Source organism: Legionella norrlandica, from assembly GCF_000770585.1.
Taxonomy (GTDB): domain Bacteria; phylum Pseudomonadota; class Gammaproteobacteria; order Legionellales; family Legionellaceae; genus Legionella; species Legionella norrlandica.
The window spans coordinates 24,229-42,138 of sequence record NZ_JNCF01000012.1 but is presented as its reverse complement, the minus strand read 5'-3'; the positions used below and the strand labels follow the sequence as shown (position 1 = coordinate 42,138).

Below are 17,910 nucleotides of genomic sequence, written 5' to 3'. Positions count from 1 at the left end.
ATATAAATCATATGAATAATGAGCCCCAAAGAAATACTTTGCTGTTTGTGCATATTTCTACTCATTTTAAAGAAATGATACGTGTTGCTCGGTTAATGAAACAAAATGGCAGTTATCAACCTTATGTATTTTTTTACAGAAAGTATGAAGGAGTTCAACGAGATATTGAACGATGCCAATCAGAGAATATTCAGTATATCACTTCCTTTGATCCAGAGGTTTCAGAGCAAATTAATTTCAAACAGAAATTTAAAATTAAGATCGTACGAGGAGTTTTTAAATCATTATTAAAAATTTTAGAAGTTATTAGTTATTTATTAATGCCTGTAGCCTTGATGCTTAGGAGTATTTTCAATTTTTGTAGAGAATTGATTAATCAGGACTCCAAAAATAATTTAACCTCTGAAAAGGATAACAAGCTCGCTACTTTCTTAATTTATTGCTACAAGTTAGTATGGAACAAACTGCCATTTTTTTTACCGCCAATTTCTCGTTCTGCTTATGGTTATAGTAATTATATCGACAAAATTTTAAAGCAATATGAAATTCAATTATTAGTTTATCCCGAGCATAATTTATTTTATTTTACCCAATTAATTGTACATATTGGAAAAAAATATAATATTCCTTCTATTATTGTTCCATTTACTATCGCAAATACTAAAGAATGGTCAGAGTCTTTTTATCAAGATTCATCACGTTCTCTATCCAAAATTTATAATAAAATTATGTCCATTGCCTTTCCTCATTGGGTGCATTGTTATAAAAATAGACAGATTATCTTGCCCATGGATTTAATATTACTCCACGAAATGTTTGATATTACTCCCAAGAATCCATGGTTATTAAATAGTGGGAAGATAGATTTTCTTGCTATAGAGAGTAATGCAATGAAGGAATACTATATTGCGGCAGGTTTGGAAGAAAAATATTTAAGATCGACTGGAGCATTATACAATGATGAATTGTATTTGAAATTACAAAATGCTGATTCTCATAGACTAGAATTATATCGTTCTCTTAATATGCCACTGAATAAGCCTATGATTTTATGTGCATTGCCGCCTAATCAATGCGATAGTAGACTGGATGTTATGGAATTTTTAGATTATTCGGAAGTAGTAAGATATCTATTAGGGGAGTTGGCACAGTATTCTGATGAATATAATATAATTATTAACTTACATCCTCGAATTAACCCACTCTCTGTAGAATATATTAATAATTATCCAGTCAAAGTATTTTATGGCGATATTGTTGAAATAATCCCTTTAAGTGCCATGTTTGTTGCAACGTGTTCTGCAACCATTAGAATGGCTATTAGCTGCGGGATTCCAGTTATTAATTATGACGTATATCAATATCAGTATGACGACTATGCTAATTTGGGTGGTGTTATTACGGTATTTAATCGCGCTGAATTTTCAAGTACTCTGCAAAAGCTAGCTAAAGAAACAAGTTTTTATGAGCAAATAAAGGCAGCTCAGTTGAAAGATAGTAGTAAATGGGGAGCATTGGATGGGAAAGCTGGGCAAAATTTATTGAATGAAATTAATTTGCTCTTTGCTTAAGGTTAATATTCCACTTATTGGTGTGCGATGAATGTTATAGATACCAAAATAGCTGAAGTTAAAGTTATTGAGCCACGTATTTTTGGGGATGATCGAGGGTTTTTCTATGAGTCGTTTCAAGCGAAACGATATGAAGAATTACTAGGCATCACCGATCATTTTGTTCAAGATAATTTTTCCCGTTCCCAAAAAGGTGTGTTAAGAGGCTCCATTACCAAAGTCAGCAACCACAAGGTAAATTAGTTTCTGTATTGGCTGGAGAGGTTTTTGATGTGGCAGTGGATATTCGATTAGACTCACCTACCTTTGGCCATTGGTGGAGTAATTCTTTCCGGTGAAAACAGAAGACAATTTTGGATTCCAAAAGGGTTTGCTCATGGATTCTATGTACTAAGTCCAACAGCAGATTTTACTTATAAATGCACTGATTATTATCACCCAGAAAGTGAGTTGTCTATTAATTATCTTGATCCTCAATTAGCAATTGATTGGCCATTAGGAGGAGAACAAGTGCAATTATCTCCAAAAGATGCTGCAGCCAATCTTTTAAGTTTAATTGATATTCAACTTTTGCCGAGATATAAATCCTAAATGAAAATAATAGTTATAGGTGCTGATGGACAAGTCGGCACAGAAGTTATCAAGTTGTTTTCTTCTTCAGAGCATGAAATTTGCGCTTGCACAAGGCGAGAACTTGATTGTTCTGAATTCGACCAGGTTCATCAGGTTTTATCAGAAATTGAGCCCGAGCTTATCATTAATGCGGCAGCGTATACCGCCGTAGATAATGCAGAGGACGAAACAAGTTTGGCTCATATCGTGAATGCTGAGTTTGTGCGGCATTTGGTTGATTATTGCAGTTTGCGGGATATCCCATTGATCCATTTATCAACTGATTATGTATTTGATGGAGAAAAGGAAGGCGCCTATTATGAAACGGATATTCCTCATCCATTGAGCACTTATGGACGCACCAAGTGGGAAGGTGAGCAGGCTATTATTTTATCTCAACTAAAGAAATACATTATTTTACGAGTTAGCTGGGTGTTTGGTAAATATGGGAAGAATTTTGTAAAAACCATCTTAAATTTAGCATCAACCAGAGAAGAATTGAATATCGTTTCAGATCAATGGGGAAGACCAACTTCAGCGCAAGATATAGCAAGAGTTCTATTAGAAATAGTGCAGAAAACTAGTCATTTAACGTTCAACTTTTGGGGTATATATCATTATGCAGGGCAAGGAATTACGAATTGGTATGAGTTCGCTAATGTATTTTTGGGGATAGCGAAAGAGAAAGGATCCCTTTGGCTTTAACGAACTTAAATCCAATTAAATCAGAGCAGTATGTTACCAAAGCAAAAAGACCTAAGAATTCTATACTTGATACTCAAAAAATTGAAGGAATATTGGGTATACAGTGTCACAGTTGGAAAAATTATTTATCGGATGTGGTTGAAAATTTCACTAAAAAACAAGAGATGAACTATGGAAAATCGAATAAATAATCTTTTAGTCACTGGGGCTGCAGGGTTTATTGGAAGTAATTTTGTTAAATATATGCTTGATAAATATCCGGAAATCAAAGTGATTAGTTTGGATAAACTGACCTATGCTGGAAATAAAGCCAATTTGCATGAAGTAGAGGGATGTAAAAATCATTTTTTTGTGCAAGGAGACATATTAGACAAACAGGTGGTTTCATCAATACTAAGACTGCATGGGATTGATACCATTGTGCATTTTGCGGCGGAATCCCATGTTGATAATTCCATCAATAACCCGCAAATATTTCTTGAAACTAATGTTATTGGAACTTTTACTTTATTAGAAGCAGCAAGAATTTATTGGCTGAATGAAAAGAAGTGGAATAAATCAAACTGCCGATTTCACCATGTATCGACAGATGAGGTTTATGGTTCATTAGAAGCAGAAGAACCTGCCTTTACTGAAAAAAACTCATATCAACCCAATTCGCCTTATTCAGCGTCCAAAGCAAGTTCAGATCATATCGTTAGGGCTTATTTTCATACTTATGGATTACCTGTTACTACTTCGAATTGCTCAAATAATTATGGGCCTAATCAACATAGAGAGAAATTGATTCCTAAAGTAGTTGAGGCTTGTATTCATCGCCTACCCATTACGGTCTATGGAACCGGATCTAACATTCGTGATTGGCTTTATGTGATGGATCATTGTGATGCAATAGACACCATTATTCAGAGGGGAACTGAAGGAGAAGTTTACAATATAGGTGGTAATAATGAACTGGACAATTTAAGCTTGATAAAAATGATTTGCCAGATGATGGACGATTTAAAGCCTATGGAGAAATCATATCAGTCATTGATTACTTTTGTCGAAGATAGAAAGGGCCATGATAAGCGATATGCTATAGACAATAGTAAAATTCAAAAAGAACTATCGTGGGTTCCTCAGGGTGATTTCATTTCTAAATTATTAAATACAATTCAATATTACTTAGCCCAGTCTAAACAGGAAATTAATATTTAATAATTTGAATACGATCAGTTAACATAGACCTTATTTAATAATTAGAAATAGCATGAAGCGACAGACAGAATTATTATCATGGAGTTTGCTTCAAAAAGAAGCAGATAGAGTTCATTTAAATTCAAGTTCCCAATCACACTTGGTTGTGGATCCCAATAATTATGATTGCAAAAGACAGATCAATTGTATTGAATACGATTATTCCAGACAAAGAGTAAATCAAGTCATCATTGATTTGCTTATTGAGTTGGCAAATGAAGTTCAATTACAAGAAAAAATTGATGGCTTAATCAATGGTGAGAAAGTTAACGTCACTGAAGGCAGGTCTGCATTGCATGCCGCACTTAGGGACTTAAGTTATAAATCAATAATGATTGATGGTGTGGATATAATGTCCGAAGTGATAAACACCCGTGAAAAAATTAAAGTAGTATCGGATAAGATTAGGGAGAAGAGATGGCTTGGCTATTCAGGTTTACCAGTAACGGATATTGTGAATATAGGTATTGGAGGTTCCGATTTGGGCCCTCGTTTATGTATTCATGCTTTATCTGATTATATCTCTAAAGAATTTCATTATCATTTCATCTCGGATGTTGACCCAGTTAGCTTTAATCAAGTCATTGCAAAAATTAATCCTCAAACGACATTATTTATTATTTCTTCTAAATCTTTTACTACTAAAGAGACTTTATTAAATGCCAAGAAGGCTTTTGCATTGTACGAAGATGTTGCTTTTATTGATCAACATTTTATAGCTGTAACCGCACACCCAGAAAGGGCACATCAAATGGGCATTAAAACTGTTTTGCCAATTTGGGATTGGGTGGGAGGGCGTTTTTCTTTTTGTTCGGCAGTTAATTTAATTACTGCTATAGCCATTGGTTATAAACAATTTATTGAGTTACTTGCAGGTGCCCATGATGTCGATAACCATCTTCAATTTACCGATTTTAAAAATAATATTCCTGTACTTATGGCTTTAATAGGGATATGGAATAATAATTTTATGAACATTCATAATTTACTGCTCCTTACTTATTCAAAAAAATTAGAGTATTTTGTTCCTTATATTCAGCAATTGGATATGGAAAGCAATGGGAAATCCGTTGATATGAATGGGAGGGCAGTCAATTATGCGACTGGCCCGATAGTCTGGGGTGGATTAGGGAACCAGGCACAACATAGTTATTTTCAATTACTATGCCAAGGTACACACCAATGCGTTGGAGATTTTATTACATTGAAAACTAATGACGAGCATGCAATTAATTCCATGTGTCATTATAAAATGAAAGTACTAAGCGACGGAATTAAGGCAGTTAAAAATCCTTATGGATATATCCCTGGCAGTATGCCAATGAACCATCTGATGTTATCAGATTGTTCTCCATATGCATTAGGGGCTTTGGTCGCGCTGTATGAACACAAAATATTTGTTCAAAGTGTCATATGGAATATCAATCCATTTGATCAACCCGGGATTGAGAGTGCAAAAATCGCGCATAGAGAAATTGTATTATCAAGTTAATTAAATAAATTAATGTATTACTTTAACAAAATTGATAATATTACGACCAGTATTTAGTAATTGTTCAGGGTACCTGGCTTGAATTTTAGTGCATGTCAGATTTGCGCCCAGGTCGAGCTAAAAACTAGAGCAGGCGCATTGTGGCGATGCAGTGTGAGCAGTTACAGTGTTTTCAAAGAGAAAATTGAGAGTGAGCGTCATATCATGAAAGGTATTATCCTGGCGGGTGGTTCAGGCACAAGACTTTATCCTCTAACAAAATCTATTAGTAAACATATAATCCCAGTTTATGATAAGCCAATGATTTATTATGCCATCTCAACATTAATGTTGGCGAATATCAGAGAAATACTAATTATCACTACAGAAGAACATCTTCCATTGTATAAAGATTTATTGAGTGATGGTTCTCAATGGGGTGTTTCATTTAGCTATGTTATACAAAATGAACCTAGAGGTATTGCAGAAGCATTTATTTTAGGAGAAGGATTTATTGGCGAAGATTCTGTCTGTTTAGTTTTGGGGGATAATATCCACCAAGGTAGAGGTTTTTCAGAATTATTACAAAATGCAAAATCCAAATTAGATGGGGCAATTATTTTTGCCTATTATGTAGACAAACCTCAGGCTTATGGGGTAGTAGAATTTAATGACAAACAACAAGCTGTTTCAATAGTAGAAAAACCAGCCGAGCCTAAGTCTAATTATGCAGTTACCGGATTATATTTTTATAATAATCAAGTCATAGAAATTGCCAAGAGTTTAAACCCATCTGGCAGAGGAGAGCTTGAGATAACAGATATCAATCAATTTTATTTGCATGAAAATAAATTAAATGTCGAGATTTTGGGTAGAGGATTTGTCTGGCTTGATATGGGTACTCCAGAAACTTTGTTATCGGCCAGTAACTATATTTGTACTATTGAGCAGCGCCAAGGTCTAAAGATTGGATGCCCTGAAGAAATTGCATGGCGTATGAAATTTATTAATGATGATGAGCTTTTATATAGAGCAAAGGAATTAAGTAAAAGTAGCTATGGACAATACCTTGCGGGGTTGCTCAATCATAAACAGTATTAGGAATTAGCTTCAATTGCCGTTTCAGCTCATTAGGTCGCGCATTTGTTCGTGAATCCAGTGTTCTGTGGGACACTGCGGGCAATCTCCTGAGCTTTGATAAACATAACGGTGGTTGAGGCCTAAATTTAGGTAATATAAGTGACAAAAGTATTAGTTACAGGTGCTACAGGATTTATTGGAAGCAGTTTGGTTCCTGTCCTTGTAGCAGCAGGATATGATGTTCGTTGTGCTGTTTGGCAAAAAAATAAATACATGCTTGCCGAACAGGTAGAAATTAACAAATTGGAAGAAGTGCCCGATTGGACAGAAGCGTTAGAGGGGGTTGATATCGTCATCCATCTGGCTGCCCGAGTTCATATTATGAAGGACGATGCTTTATCTTCTCTCAATGAGTATTGCAAGGTAAACAGTATTGCCACAAAAAATTTTGCAGAACAGGCTGCAAAACATAAGGTAAAGCGATTTGTATTTTTGAGTACTATTAAAGTGAATGGCGAAGTGAGTTTAGCGCATAGCCCTTTTTCAGAAGAAAGTACTGTCCAACCTACAGACCCTTATGCCCAAAGTAAATTGAATGCAGAATGTTATTTGCAAGAAATCAGTAGAAATAGTGGAATGGAAGTCGTGATCTTAAGGCCACCATTAGTCTATGGTCCCGGGGTAAAAGCCAATTTTTTAAAATTGCTGAGTATGGTGCAGAAAGGGTGGCCATTGCCTTTTGCCAGTATTAATAATAAGAGAAGTTTTATTTTTATTGATAATTTAATTTCAGCGATTTTGACAGTCATGACTCATCCCCAAGCAGCTAACCAACTCTACCTTGTAGCTGATAATGAATCTTGGTCTTTAGCTGAATTATTATCTATCCTGGCCCAAAGTATGAAAGTTGATTTAAGGTTGTTTCGTTTTCCAGCATCATTATTAGCTGGCTTGTTTAAAATTTCAGGGATGAGTGGTTTAAATACACGTTTATTAGGTTCGCTAGAGGTTAACAATAAGAAGATAATTTCAGAATTAGGATGGCTGCCTCCAGTTAACTCATCCGAGGGTTTGAAGAAAACAGCAGTTTGGTATCAATATGAATATAATTCTTAGCAGTATTTTTATACTGTTTTCTTTGGTGTGCACAAAATTATTTTGTGGTTTTGCGCAAAATTCAAGACTAATGGACAAGCCCAATGCCAGGACCTTACATTTGCAGCCTACTGTTCGAGGAGGTGGCATTATATTTATAGGTTTGTCTTTATTTGTTTTACCCTTTATTTGTTATACAAATGGTAGCTCATATACGGAATGGGTATGGTTCATTTTAAGTGTATTGCTTATAGGTGGAGTTAGCTTTCTTGATGATTTATATAATCTGTCAGTTAAATTTCGTTTAGCAGTCCAATGTATTGCAGCTTTAATTCTCGCAATATTTGTAAAATCAGCTCAATTGGATTTTATTCTTTTCTCACTGAATGGTGACTATTTAATTATCCCGCTTATCTTTATCATGGCCATTTGGGCCATTAATCATTTTAATTTCATGGATGGTCTGGATGGTTTTTGTACATTGCAGGCTATTTTCTTGCTTGGATGTTATTTGGTCTTCTTCAATATACAGCATGCCTTAATTTATCAAGAATTTTGTTGGATTTTAATATGTAGCTTAGCTGGCTTCTTAATATTCAACTTTCCACCGGCCAAGTTATTTATGGGGGATGTGGGGAGTGCTTCTCTTGGGTTAATTATTTTCTCTATGGCATTAATAGCTCAACAAAAATATCAGATTCCTATTCTTTACTGGTTTATGCTAAACAGCCTTTTTCTTTTTGATTCGACTATTACATTATTACGTAGAATCATTAATAAAGAGCAATGGTTTGCCCCACATAGAAAACACGCCTACCAACGATTAAAACAATACGGATTAGATACTCGCTTAATATTATTTTTACAACTAAGCATCAATGGCCTAGTTGCTTATTTAGTACTATTAAATTGGACACAAAAAATTTCAACATTATTGGCATTATTTGTATTGGCTGTTTTTTTGGTAGTTTATTATCTTTGGGTGGAGAGACTGTATCCTATGCCAGTTGAATCGATTTAACTTTATTATTGTAGATTGGTAATCTCCATATGAAACGTATGATTTTGCCAGGAAGCCAGCGTGAGGTACCTTTACAATATTTAAAAAATATGAAATTATCCTCAATCATTTTGGGCTTATTTAATTTTAATTGATATGCATGCTCCTCAAGCCGAATCCTCCAAAATATTGTTTGTGGTTCAGAGATTGTCTGATTTCGTAGAATGAAGAGAGCTGCCATTAGCCTTAAGAAATTTGGTTATCAATGCTTTATTCTTTTTTGTGGTGTTAATTCATTTACTCATGATTTAATAGTTCTAAAAGAGATTAAAAACAGTATCGACGCTGGTGAAATTGATGGAATGGAGGTTTCCGACAAGAAATTTTTGATAGATTCTGAATCTGAAATACATGATGCTCAGGAGCAGAAGAAAGGACACATTAACTCAAAACGCGGCCTTAGAAAATTACTCAGTCAGATTAAACAGCTTCACAATCACGCGATAAATATATTAAAAGGTAAAAAACATGGGGTGGAGCTAACCCCGTTATTTTTTCTATTTAAAGTGTATATAAGGATTTTATCTTCCCTATTAAATACAGTACATTATTTTGCGCCTTATATTATCGTACCGAAAAGCTATAAAAAAAATTATTCAAACTTTAAAGAGATTCTAAAATCAGGCCAATACAAATTAATTATCCTGCCAGAAGATATTGTTGGTAACGTGAGCCCTTTAATAATAAAATCTGGTCACTCATTAGAAGTTCCTAGCCTAATTCTTCCTTATACCATTGCAAATCAGAGTGAAGCATTTCAAGCTTTAAAGAACCGGGATGAGTTCCAAGTAAAGTATCATATTTTAAATAGGGTAATTGGAAATTTATGTCGTTCTTGGGTCATGAAAGATAAAACGCGAAAAATTTTAAGACTCCCTGGAGAACATGTTGTTGCCCATCTCATAACCAGGTCTTCGCCGCCTGACCCCTGGATGATGAACAGTGGGTATGCTAATGTGATAGCCATCGAAAACGAACAAATGTTTGAGTATTATTGTAGTAGTGGATTGCCTGCTTCTAAAATGAAAATTACTGGAGCCTGTTATGATGATAATTTGGCTTATTATTACTTGAATAAAGAAAATGAAAGAGAAAAATTGTATCAGGATCTAGGTATAGAAAGTAATAAACCTTTTTTTCTAATCGGTGGTTTTCCAAATCAGATTACAGCTAACCCTCCTCGCTTTGATTTTGAGGACGCAGAAGATGCAGTGAATTTCATTGTCGAATGCCTTGAGGTATTTAGAGAGGATTATGAAATTATTTTTCGACCTCATCCAAATTTTTTAGAATTATCCAATTATTTTTCGGAAAAAAATATTTTAGTCGCTCATATAGATACAGCTCGGTTAGTCGCGTTGTCTGATATTTATTTGGCTTTTGCATCGGCTACGATTCGTTGGGCGATAGCATGCGGTGTTCCAACGATTAATTACGATATGTTTTATTACGATTTTTCAGATTATAAAAAAGTCAGTGGCGTCCTGAATGCATGCACTAAAGAAGAATTTAAACGAACTATAAGTACCATGAATGAGCAAGAACAATTTATGGTTATAAAGAAACAATTAGAAATTGAAAAAGGAAAATGGGGTAATTTAGATGGCAAATCAGCTCATAGAATTAATGACTTAGTTAAGGAATTAATTCAGCTTAAAAAAGTACCTCGAAAAGCTTATTAACTGTTTATAAAGGGTAATTATGAAGGATTTAAGTGTTGCAATAATAGGTGCGGGTCGAATGGGTCGTGAGCATATTAAAGCATTTCGATCTGTTCCAGGAGTTCAGGTAACAGGATTATTAAGTCGAACATATGAAAAAGCAGCTGCTTTGGCGAGTGAGTTTGGTATTCCTTATGTCGCAAACTCTATTGAGGAATTAAATAATCAAACTAAAGCTGATTTAGTAGTAGTTGCTGTCCCCGAGCTTGAAGCTAATCAAGTAGCTAAACAATGTTTTCAATATGATTGGGCTGTGCTGCTAGAAAAGCCAGCAGGATATGATTTGATGGATGCTCATGATATTGCTGAGGCGGCATTAACATCTGCCAGACCAGTCTATGTAGGACTCAACAGAAGATTTTATTCCAGCTCAATGCAGATCCGTGAGCGCCTTGATGTGAAAAATGCTGATAAGAGATTTATCCATATCCAGGATCAACAAAGCTTTGACGAAGCAAGAGCTTGCCAGCATCCAGAGAAGGTTGTCCAAAAGTTTATGTATGCTAACTCAATCCATACTATTGATTTGATTCGCTTTTTTGCAAGAGGTGAAATAACTAAAGTGATTCCTGTCGTTCCCTGGAAAAAAGAAGAATCACAAATTGTGATTAGCTATATAGAATTTGATAGTGGAGATCACGCATTATACGAGGGTATTTGGAAAGGACCTGGTCCTTGGGCTTGTAGTGTCAGCACTCCAAGTATCCGTTGGACAATGCAGCCTTTAGAAAAAGCACGTTATCAAAATATCAATGAAAGAACAGTACATGATTTAGCACTAGATGATGTAGATCAACAATTTAAAGCAGGATTTTATAAGCAGGCTGTTGAAGTTTGTAAGGGAGTTCGAGGAGAGGAGAATAACGCCATAACCTTGAAAGACAGCTTAAAAACTATGGATTTAATTCATCAGATTTTTGGTGAATAATCAGAGAATATAAATGGAATAGTTTGAGTAATTTTATATTTTATAAATTTACTTAATTGATTTTATGTGCTGTTCAAATTAATTTACTAACAATTTAATGCCTAACGGTTTCAATTAGGACAGGATAAATTGTATTAGCATAAATTATTAATGAATATTATTGGAGATTCAATTTAATGATTATCTATCCAGGAGAAGTTAACCTTGCTAAATACAAACTTGATAGTGAGCCAAAAGAAGTGCTTTATGGTTTGCCAAGTGAGGTAACATTTTGTACCAGATGTACTTATAGCAATCAGAAACCTAACTCAGAAAAGGAATACAAACATACTATTAATGCCAAAAAGCCTACTATCAATTTTGATGATGAAGGTGTTTGCTCTGCTTGCCGAATAGCGGAAAAGAAAAAAGCAATTGATTGGGAGCAAAGGAAAAAGGAATTAAAAGAATTATGTGACAAATACCGCAGTAAAACCGGGCATTATGATTGCCTTATTCCCGGTTCAGGTGGTAAAGACAGCTTTTATACTGCGTATATGCTGAAATATGAATATGGAATGAATCCATTAACAGTCACTTGGGCTCCCCATATTTATACCTCTTGGGGATGGAATAACTTCCAGGCTTGGATTCATGCCGGGTTCGATAACTATCTATTTACTCCCAATGGCCAGGTACATAGACTATTAACAAGATTAGCCCTTGAAAAGCTATACCATCCATTTCAACCTTTTATCCTTGGTCAAATGTATTTTCCACCTAAAATTGCAATGGACTTGAATATTCCATTAGTGTTTTATGGAGAGAATCCATCAGAATATGGTAACAACGCAAAGGAAAATGATAAAGCAACGAAAGACATCAGTTATTTCACTGCTAATGACATTTCTAATATCTACCTTTCTGGAATATCAGCGCTTGAATTGAAAGAAGAGTTTGGTTTAACTGAAGTAGAGTTACAGCCTTATATCCCACCTAATCCCAATAAACTGGTTGAGAAAAAGATAGAAGTGCAGTATCTAGGATATTATTTACCATGGCATCCGCAAGAGTGTTATTACTTTGCAGTAAATCATGGTGGGTTTACCCCCTCACCTGAGCGTACTGCCGGGACGTATAGTAAATACAGTGGTATCGATGACAAAATTGATGACTTGCACTATTACACAACCTTTATCAAATTTGGAATTGGCCGAGCTACTTATGATAGTTCTCAAGAAATTCGTAATGGTGAATTAGTTCGTGAGGAAGGGGTTGCTTTGGTCAAACGTTTTGATGGTGAATATCCAGAGCGATTTGAAAAAGAGAATTTTGAATATTTAAGTATTGATTCAAACAAACTACCCATAGCTGTTAAGCAATTTGAACAACCCAAAATGGACAGGGAATATTTTGAAAGATTAACCAATCGTTTCAGATCACCACATCTTTGGGCTTTTGATAATGGAAAGTGGGTATTGAGGCATCAGGTCTCCTAGTGCATTCCTTCCTCTTCAGTGCTGTCTCTTGATCACATCTCTGCCGACGCCCCGCTGACAAGTAGCGGGGTGTCGGAGAACAGGGCTGGACTGGGTTTCTAAATGTGTAGAAGATTCAGCCCACTTGTGGGGGAGGTATTAAGTTAAGGGGGCTGAGCCGCGACCGTGAGGGAGTGGATAAGAAACTGATGTTTTCTTATATCCATTTGATTTAGGATTATCGAAGCTTAATTTAATGGCAGAAGTTATAAATGAATAGTTACAAAACATCAAGGATATGAGTTGATTTATCATTTTAATAAACCCAACATTTTGGCTATTATTCCTGCCCGCGGGGGCTCAAAGAGATTACCTCGTAAAAATATATTAAATTTAAGAGGTAAGCCTTTGTTAGTCCATACTATAAATGCTGCTAGCCATTGTGATTTAATTACGGATGTTGTGGTATCGACTGAAGATAATCTGATCTCGGGTGTAGCCCATAGTGTTGGAGCAAAGGTCATCAATAGGCCAGTGGAATTGGCTGGCGATACAGTATCCAATGAGTACGTTGTAAAACATGTGATAGAAATGTTCAGCGAAACCAACTATTTCCCTGACTACATTGTCTTATTGCAACCCACTTCTCCATTAAGGACATCATTTCATTTAAAACAATGCTTAGAACAATTTTTAGCCTCAAAGATGAAGAGTGCTATGAGTGTTTGCCAAGTTGAGCATCACCCTGGGAAGTGTATTCGAATCAAAGATAAGGAAGCTTTGCCCTATACTTGTCTAGATGATGTGGAAAGGAGAACTCAGGATTTGGAAGAAGTGTATAGGCAAAATGGAGCTATTTACGCTTTAAAAACCACGGATTTTCTTGAGCAATTAAAATTTTATCAGTCTCCTTGCTTACCCTATGTGATGAGCATAGAGGACAGTATCGATGTTGATACAAAGCTTGATTTACAATTTTGTGAATTTTTGCTTTCACAAAAGGGAAACTGTTCTAGGGGTACTAATTATGTCTGCTAATTACCAGAATTTTCAACATTACATCACGGAGGGATGGTCAAAAAATCCAAAGGAAATTTTTAAATTCCTCGATTTCTACATCGCCCAAGAAACAAGGGGCAACTCAATTTCTTTACTTGATGTAGGTTGTGCCACAGGCGAATTAATTTATTTTCTTTCTAACTGTTATCCCCAGTTTCGCTACACAGGGATTGATGTTTTTGATGATTTGATCGATCAGTGCAAAAGATTACAACCGGATAAAGAATTTTTGAAGGCTTCAATTCTGGAATTACCTGAACATTTATACCATCAATTTGATATTATTACTGTAGTCGGGGTTATGTCCATTTTTGATGAATCTGAATTACAAATATTTTTCTCAAATTTATTTAAGACTTGCCGGCCTGGTGCAACAATTTATATATTGTCACCCTTCAATGAATTTGGTGTCGATTGTGAAATAACCCATAGAAAAAGGAAGAATGGGAGCAAAGGGGAGTGGGAAAAAGGATGGAATGTATTTAGCAAGGAAACCATTGGAGAATTGATACAAAACCAATGTCATCAATGGAGCTTCCATCCTTTCAGGATTAATTTTGATTTGAAACCCAAAGAAGATCCGGTCCGAACCTGGACTATGAAGACTGAAAAAAATGAACGACAGCTTACCAATGGTTTAAAACTACTAATTGATCACTATTTATTAAAAATATCACTCTAAATTTATGAGGGTACTATTGTGGAAAGAGAATTTAAACTTGGGAATTTTAATGTAAGTACTCAATGCCCACCAATTTTTTTAGCTGAAGTTGGCAGCTATTTCAATGGTGATTATCAACTTGCCAAGAACATGGTTGAATCGATTATAAAAGCGAGCACAATGGTTCCGCAGCAACCTGTTGTACTAAAAACAGAAATTTTAAATGATCCTGAAATTTGTCTTACCAGTGATCTTTTGGAAACTTATACTTCCAAAGATGGTCAAATTAAAAAGGAGAATTATAGAGAACTGATTGAGCGCAAGGCAATGCCCTTGGAAAAATATGAACAATTATTCTCTATTGTTAGAAACGCATCCATGCCGTTTATAGTTTCGGTATACGATTTCACTGCAGTAGATTTTGCAACTCAGCATGGCGCTTGTGCATTAAAAATTGCATCTGCTAACATAGTACATATCCCTTTAATTCGTTACGCAGCACAAAAAGGTTTACCTTTACTTATTGATACGGGCAGATCAACTATTGCTGAAGTATTTAATGCGGTTAATACGGCACGAGTTGCTGGCTGTGAAGATATCATTATTCAACATAGTCCGGATGGGCATCCTGCATTACCTGAAGCACATAATCTCAGGCTTTTACAAACTTACTCGCAGGCATTTAATCTCCCTGTCGGTTTGTCTGATCACCATACTGGTCTGGAAATGTTGTATGTTTCTGTTGCATTAGGCGCTTCAATTTTGGAAAAAGGGGTTCATGTGTATCCTGAGGAGCTTGATCAAGATATTTCTCATTCAATGAGCCTGGATGACTTACCTGATGTTTTGCAAAAAGTATATGATGTCTGGGAATCTTTGGGCAGTACTGAGCGTAATCCAAGACAGCAAATCAAAGGAGTGATCGGTAGCTCTCAACGCCAATGTGTTGTAGCAAAAAGAGATATCCAACCTGGTGAAATGCTTTCACTGGATAATGTACGATTTGCTTTTCCATGTCTTGGTATACCAGTACAGCACTGGGATCTGGCTAATGGAAGTATCTTTACTACATCGGTCAAGGCAAATAATCCTATTCAATGGTCTGATGTTAAAAGAAATGATTCTTAAAAATCCAACCTGGCAGACCCTAATTCCTGGTCTGCCAGACTACATACCTCTTGATTCGAATCAAGCTGAAAATTTACTAGAGGAAGTGCAGTTGAAGGGGGCAGTATATCAGGTATGTTTTGAAAATCAGTTATCTAACTTTTATTTGATTAAAGATCAACAAAATGAAAGAGAGTATTTCGTTAAATCTTTTGAAGAAGAACATTTTGAACACTACCAACATGCTGAACATTTAGCTCAGTGGTTACAGATGCAGGGCATAAAGACAAACTCTGCTTTGTCATCTAAATCAAAAAACTATTATATATACCCATTTCTTGATGGAACACGCCTAAATTCTTCAATCGATGCACTCAAAAGTTTAGGTGGTTCCCTTGCTAAAATGCATGAAGCGCTAAAAAATTATCCTTTACAAGACAGCATAATAACCAAAACCAATAACCGTATTTTTAAATTAAATGAAATCCGTGAACAAATTGCAAAAGGGCAAGTTAAAATTGGGCCATTCCCTGAATATGTAAGAAGTTTGGCTACGAATAGTGATTTAAATTTTACTCAAGGGGCTAATACTCAGGTATTACATGGGGATTTACATCCAGGAAATATGTTGATGGTTGATAATCATATCTATTTCTTTGATTTTGAGGATGCACTCCATAGCTACCTCCCCATAATCTATGAATTAGCTTTGGTATTAGAACGATTAGTATTTGTAAGGCATAATTCGTTTGATTACATTTTAGAATTGGGTAAACACTTTATGGCCGCTTATTTTGAAAATGGTGGTTCATATTTTTATAGTGAAACAGATAAATTTGCTTTATCAACGATTGCTCTCCGTTCCTTGTGTGTCCTTACTTTATGTGAAATGGAGGGCAATCGCATATATGAAGAGGAGTGGCGCAAATTTTACACCCTATCCGAATTAGCTCAAAAAATGCAAATTATTTTAAATAAAATTCTACAGGTATAAGTGTATGTCCAGGAAGAGAATTTTGGTGTCATCTAGGGACGTAGGTGCGGCTATTAATATCATTGAAATTGTAAAGTTAGCCAAGTTTAATCCTAATTGTGATTTGTTTTTATATATTCAGCCTCCCGCAGCTAATTATTTTAGTAATCACAATTTACAATATGAATTGGTACCTAATCTGATAATAAAACAACAAGACAGTAACGAAGCAAATCTGATATTGAATTATGCACAAGAGGTATTGAATAAAGTAAAGCCTGATATTATTTTATGTGGCCTGTCTACACCAGGTGATGCTGGTATCGATGAAGCATTGATTAGTGTTGCTAAAAATAAAATTCCAACGGTAGTTATGCAAGATTTTTGGGGTGAGGTCAATGATTTTTTCGGAGTTTGTGCCGATTATCATTTTTGTTTAGATCAGGAAGCAAAAATATTAACAGAACAGCGATATGATAGTGAAGGCCTCGTCATAGGATCGCCGAGGCACTCTTGGTACAAGTCTTTAGATCTTGTTCATCTTAGACAAGAGCTACGAGAGAAAGAAGATTTATCCACTAGGGATATGATGATTGGTTTGTTTGGACAATCACTTCATCATATCCAAGGATATAAGGAAATTCTTTTGGATCTATTATTTCTCGTGACCGAGACGCACCCTGAAGCAACTATAATCTATAGGCAACATCCGCGTGAGAGTAATGAACAAGCCCAAAATACTATCAAATTATTAGAAAATTCAAAAATCGCATTTAGGTTAATGAAGCATGAAAAGGTGGAGTATACATTGATATTATGCGATGCAGTTTGTAGTATTTTGTCAAACTGTCTTTATGATGCGAGCTATCTCAATTTCTTTTCACCTGTTCCATTCATTACTCCTGTTTCGTTATGCTATGAGCAAGATATATTAAAGCATTTAAATAACTATAATATGATCAATTCATCCCCTTATAGAGCAAAAAACATTGCATTCATGTTTGATAGTAAGAAACCAAGTCAGAATGAATTAAGATACTTGTTTTCAGAAAGTGGAAAAAAGGAATTTTGGCTGGGAAGCAAAAAATTAGAAAATCCCCAATACGCCGCCCAAAAAGCATTGATAAGTTTATTGAAAATTTCTTCTTTGTCCAACATGGATGTTTAAAAT

General features: G+C 35.3%; 16 protein-coding genes and 1 pseudogene. All 17 read left to right on the top strand.

The features are described 5' to 3' along the window. Positions 1-11: 11 nt before the first annotated feature. The 17 genes and pseudogenes from OK13_RS04825 to OK13_RS04750 all read left to right on the top strand — a co-directional run bounded on the left by OK13_RS04825 (position 12) and on the right by OK13_RS04750 (position 17,907). Positions 12-1,571: a hypothetical protein gene (locus tag OK13_RS04825; RefSeq protein WP_035888241.1), complete on the top strand. Its 1,560-nt coding sequence runs from the start codon at positions 12-14 to the stop codon at positions 1,569-1,571. Between the two features lie 27 nt (positions 1,572-1,598). Beyond that, positions 1,599-2,162, top strand: a pseudogene (gene rfbC / locus OK13_RS04820) (dTDP-4-dehydrorhamnose 3,5-epimerase). After that, entirely contained in the window at positions 2,163-2,888 is a 726-nt protein-coding gene (rfbD, locus tag OK13_RS04815) for a dTDP-4-dehydrorhamnose reductase (RefSeq protein ID WP_277619265.1), read from the top strand. Next, the gene (locus OK13_RS15775; RefSeq protein ID WP_277619264.1) at positions 2,879-3,079 is read left to right on the top strand and encodes a sugar nucleotide-binding protein; all 201 of its coding nucleotides are present in this window, start codon (positions 2,879-2,881) and stop codon (positions 3,077-3,079) included. The genes rfbD and OK13_RS15775 overlap by 10 nt, the downstream gene beginning before the upstream one ends. Continuing rightward, on the top strand, positions 3,060-4,088 hold the full coding sequence (gene rfbB / locus OK13_RS04810; RefSeq protein WP_035888239.1) for a dTDP-glucose 4,6-dehydratase: 1,029 nt from the start codon (positions 3,060-3,062) through the stop codon (positions 4,086-4,088). Before OK13_RS15775 ends, rfbB begins: the two co-directional genes overlap by 20 nt. A 52-nt stretch (positions 4,089-4,140) precedes the next feature. Then, positions 4,141-5,619, top strand: a complete 1,479-nt coding sequence (pgi, locus tag OK13_RS04805) for a glucose-6-phosphate isomerase (protein ID WP_035888237.1) — start codon at positions 4,141-4,143, stop codon at positions 5,617-5,619. Between the two features lie 204 nt (positions 5,620-5,823). After that, positions 5,824-6,699 (top strand): glucose-1-phosphate thymidylyltransferase RfbA, encoded by an 876-nt coding sequence (rfbA, locus tag OK13_RS04800; RefSeq protein WP_035888312.1) that lies wholly within the window; start codon positions 5,824-5,826, stop codon positions 6,697-6,699. Between the two features lie 138 nt (positions 6,700-6,837). Then, positions 6,838-7,794, top strand: a complete 957-nt coding sequence (locus OK13_RS04795) for an NAD-dependent epimerase/dehydratase family protein (protein ID WP_035888235.1) — start codon at positions 6,838-6,840, stop codon at positions 7,792-7,794. Continuing rightward, positions 7,778-8,794 (top strand): MraY family glycosyltransferase, encoded by a 1,017-nt coding sequence (locus tag OK13_RS04790; protein ID WP_152571578.1) that lies wholly within the window; start codon positions 7,778-7,780, stop codon positions 8,792-8,794. The genes OK13_RS04795 and OK13_RS04790 overlap by 17 nt, the downstream gene beginning before the upstream one ends. A 203-nt stretch (positions 8,795-8,997) precedes the next feature. Next, complete coding sequence (locus tag OK13_RS04785) at positions 8,998-10,515, top strand: hypothetical protein (protein WP_035888233.1); 1,518 nt, start codon at positions 8,998-9,000, stop codon at positions 10,513-10,515. Between the two features lie 19 nt (positions 10,516-10,534). Then, positions 10,535-11,482, top strand: coding sequence for a Gfo/Idh/MocA family protein (locus tag OK13_RS04780; RefSeq protein ID WP_035888231.1), 948 nt, complete (start codon positions 10,535-10,537; stop codon positions 11,480-11,482). A 176-nt stretch (positions 11,483-11,658) separates the two neighbouring features. Beyond that, a complete protein-coding gene (locus OK13_RS04775; RefSeq protein WP_035888228.1) occupies positions 11,659-12,960 on the top strand; it encodes an N-acetyl sugar amidotransferase in 1,302 nt (433 codons plus the stop codon). Positions 12,961-13,242: 282 nt separating this feature from the next. Beyond that, positions 13,243-13,977 (top strand): acylneuraminate cytidylyltransferase family protein, encoded by a 735-nt coding sequence (locus OK13_RS04770; RefSeq protein WP_052117576.1) that lies wholly within the window; start codon positions 13,243-13,245, stop codon positions 13,975-13,977. Next, positions 13,967-14,680 (top strand): class I SAM-dependent methyltransferase, encoded by a 714-nt coding sequence (locus tag OK13_RS04765; protein WP_035888227.1) that lies wholly within the window; start codon positions 13,967-13,969, stop codon positions 14,678-14,680. Before OK13_RS04770 ends, OK13_RS04765 begins: the two co-directional genes overlap by 11 nt. 18 nt (positions 14,681-14,698) lie before the next feature. Further along, positions 14,699-15,787, top strand: a complete 1,089-nt coding sequence (locus OK13_RS04760) for an N-acetylneuraminate synthase family protein (RefSeq protein WP_035888224.1) — start codon at positions 14,699-14,701, stop codon at positions 15,785-15,787. After that, positions 15,777-16,760 carry a phosphotransferase gene (locus tag OK13_RS04755; protein WP_160264737.1) on the top strand — a complete coding sequence of 328 codons (984 nt, stop codon included), beginning with the start codon at positions 15,777-15,779 and terminating at the stop codon, positions 16,758-16,760. Before OK13_RS04760 ends, OK13_RS04755 begins: the two co-directional genes overlap by 11 nt. Positions 16,761-16,785: 25 nt before the next feature. Next, complete coding sequence (locus OK13_RS04750; protein ID WP_052117575.1) at positions 16,786-17,907, top strand: hypothetical protein; 1,122 nt, start codon at positions 16,786-16,788, stop codon at positions 17,905-17,907. The last annotated feature ends 3 nt before the right edge of the window (positions 17,908-17,910 follow it).

What these genes read in the sequence shown, in the direction of transcription:
- OK13_RS04825 (WP_035888241.1), top strand. Translation starts at nt 12, where the DNA reads ATGAATAATGAGCCCCAAAGAAATACTTTGCTGTTTGTGCATATTTCT.
- rfbD (WP_277619265.1), top strand. Translation starts at nt 2,163, where the DNA reads ATGAAAATAATAGTTATAGGTGCTGATGGACAAGTCGGCACAGAAGTT.
- rfbB (WP_035888239.1), top strand. Translation starts at nt 3,060, where the DNA reads ATGGAAAATCGAATAAATAATCTTTTAGTCACTGGGGCTGCAGGGTTT.
- pgi (WP_035888237.1), top strand. Translation starts at nt 4,141, where the DNA reads ATGAAGCGACAGACAGAATTATTATCATGGAGTTTGCTTCAAAAAGAA.
- rfbA (WP_035888312.1), top strand. Translation starts at nt 5,824, where the DNA reads ATGAAAGGTATTATCCTGGCGGGTGGTTCAGGCACAAGACTTTATCCT.
- OK13_RS04790 (WP_152571578.1), top strand. Translation starts at nt 7,778, where the DNA reads ATGAATATAATTCTTAGCAGTATTTTTATACTGTTTTCTTTGGTGTGC.
- OK13_RS04785 (WP_035888233.1), top strand. Translation starts at nt 8,998, where the DNA reads ATGAAGAGAGCTGCCATTAGCCTTAAGAAATTTGGTTATCAATGCTTT.
- OK13_RS04780 (WP_035888231.1), top strand. Translation starts at nt 10,535, where the DNA reads ATGAAGGATTTAAGTGTTGCAATAATAGGTGCGGGTCGAATGGGTCGT.
- OK13_RS04775 (WP_035888228.1), top strand. Translation starts at nt 11,659, where the DNA reads ATGATTATCTATCCAGGAGAAGTTAACCTTGCTAAATACAAACTTGAT.
- OK13_RS04765 (WP_035888227.1), top strand. Translation starts at nt 13,967, where the DNA reads ATGTCTGCTAATTACCAGAATTTTCAACATTACATCACGGAGGGATGG.
- OK13_RS04755 (WP_160264737.1), top strand. Translation starts at nt 15,777, where the DNA reads ATGATTCTTAAAAATCCAACCTGGCAGACCCTAATTCCTGGTCTGCCA.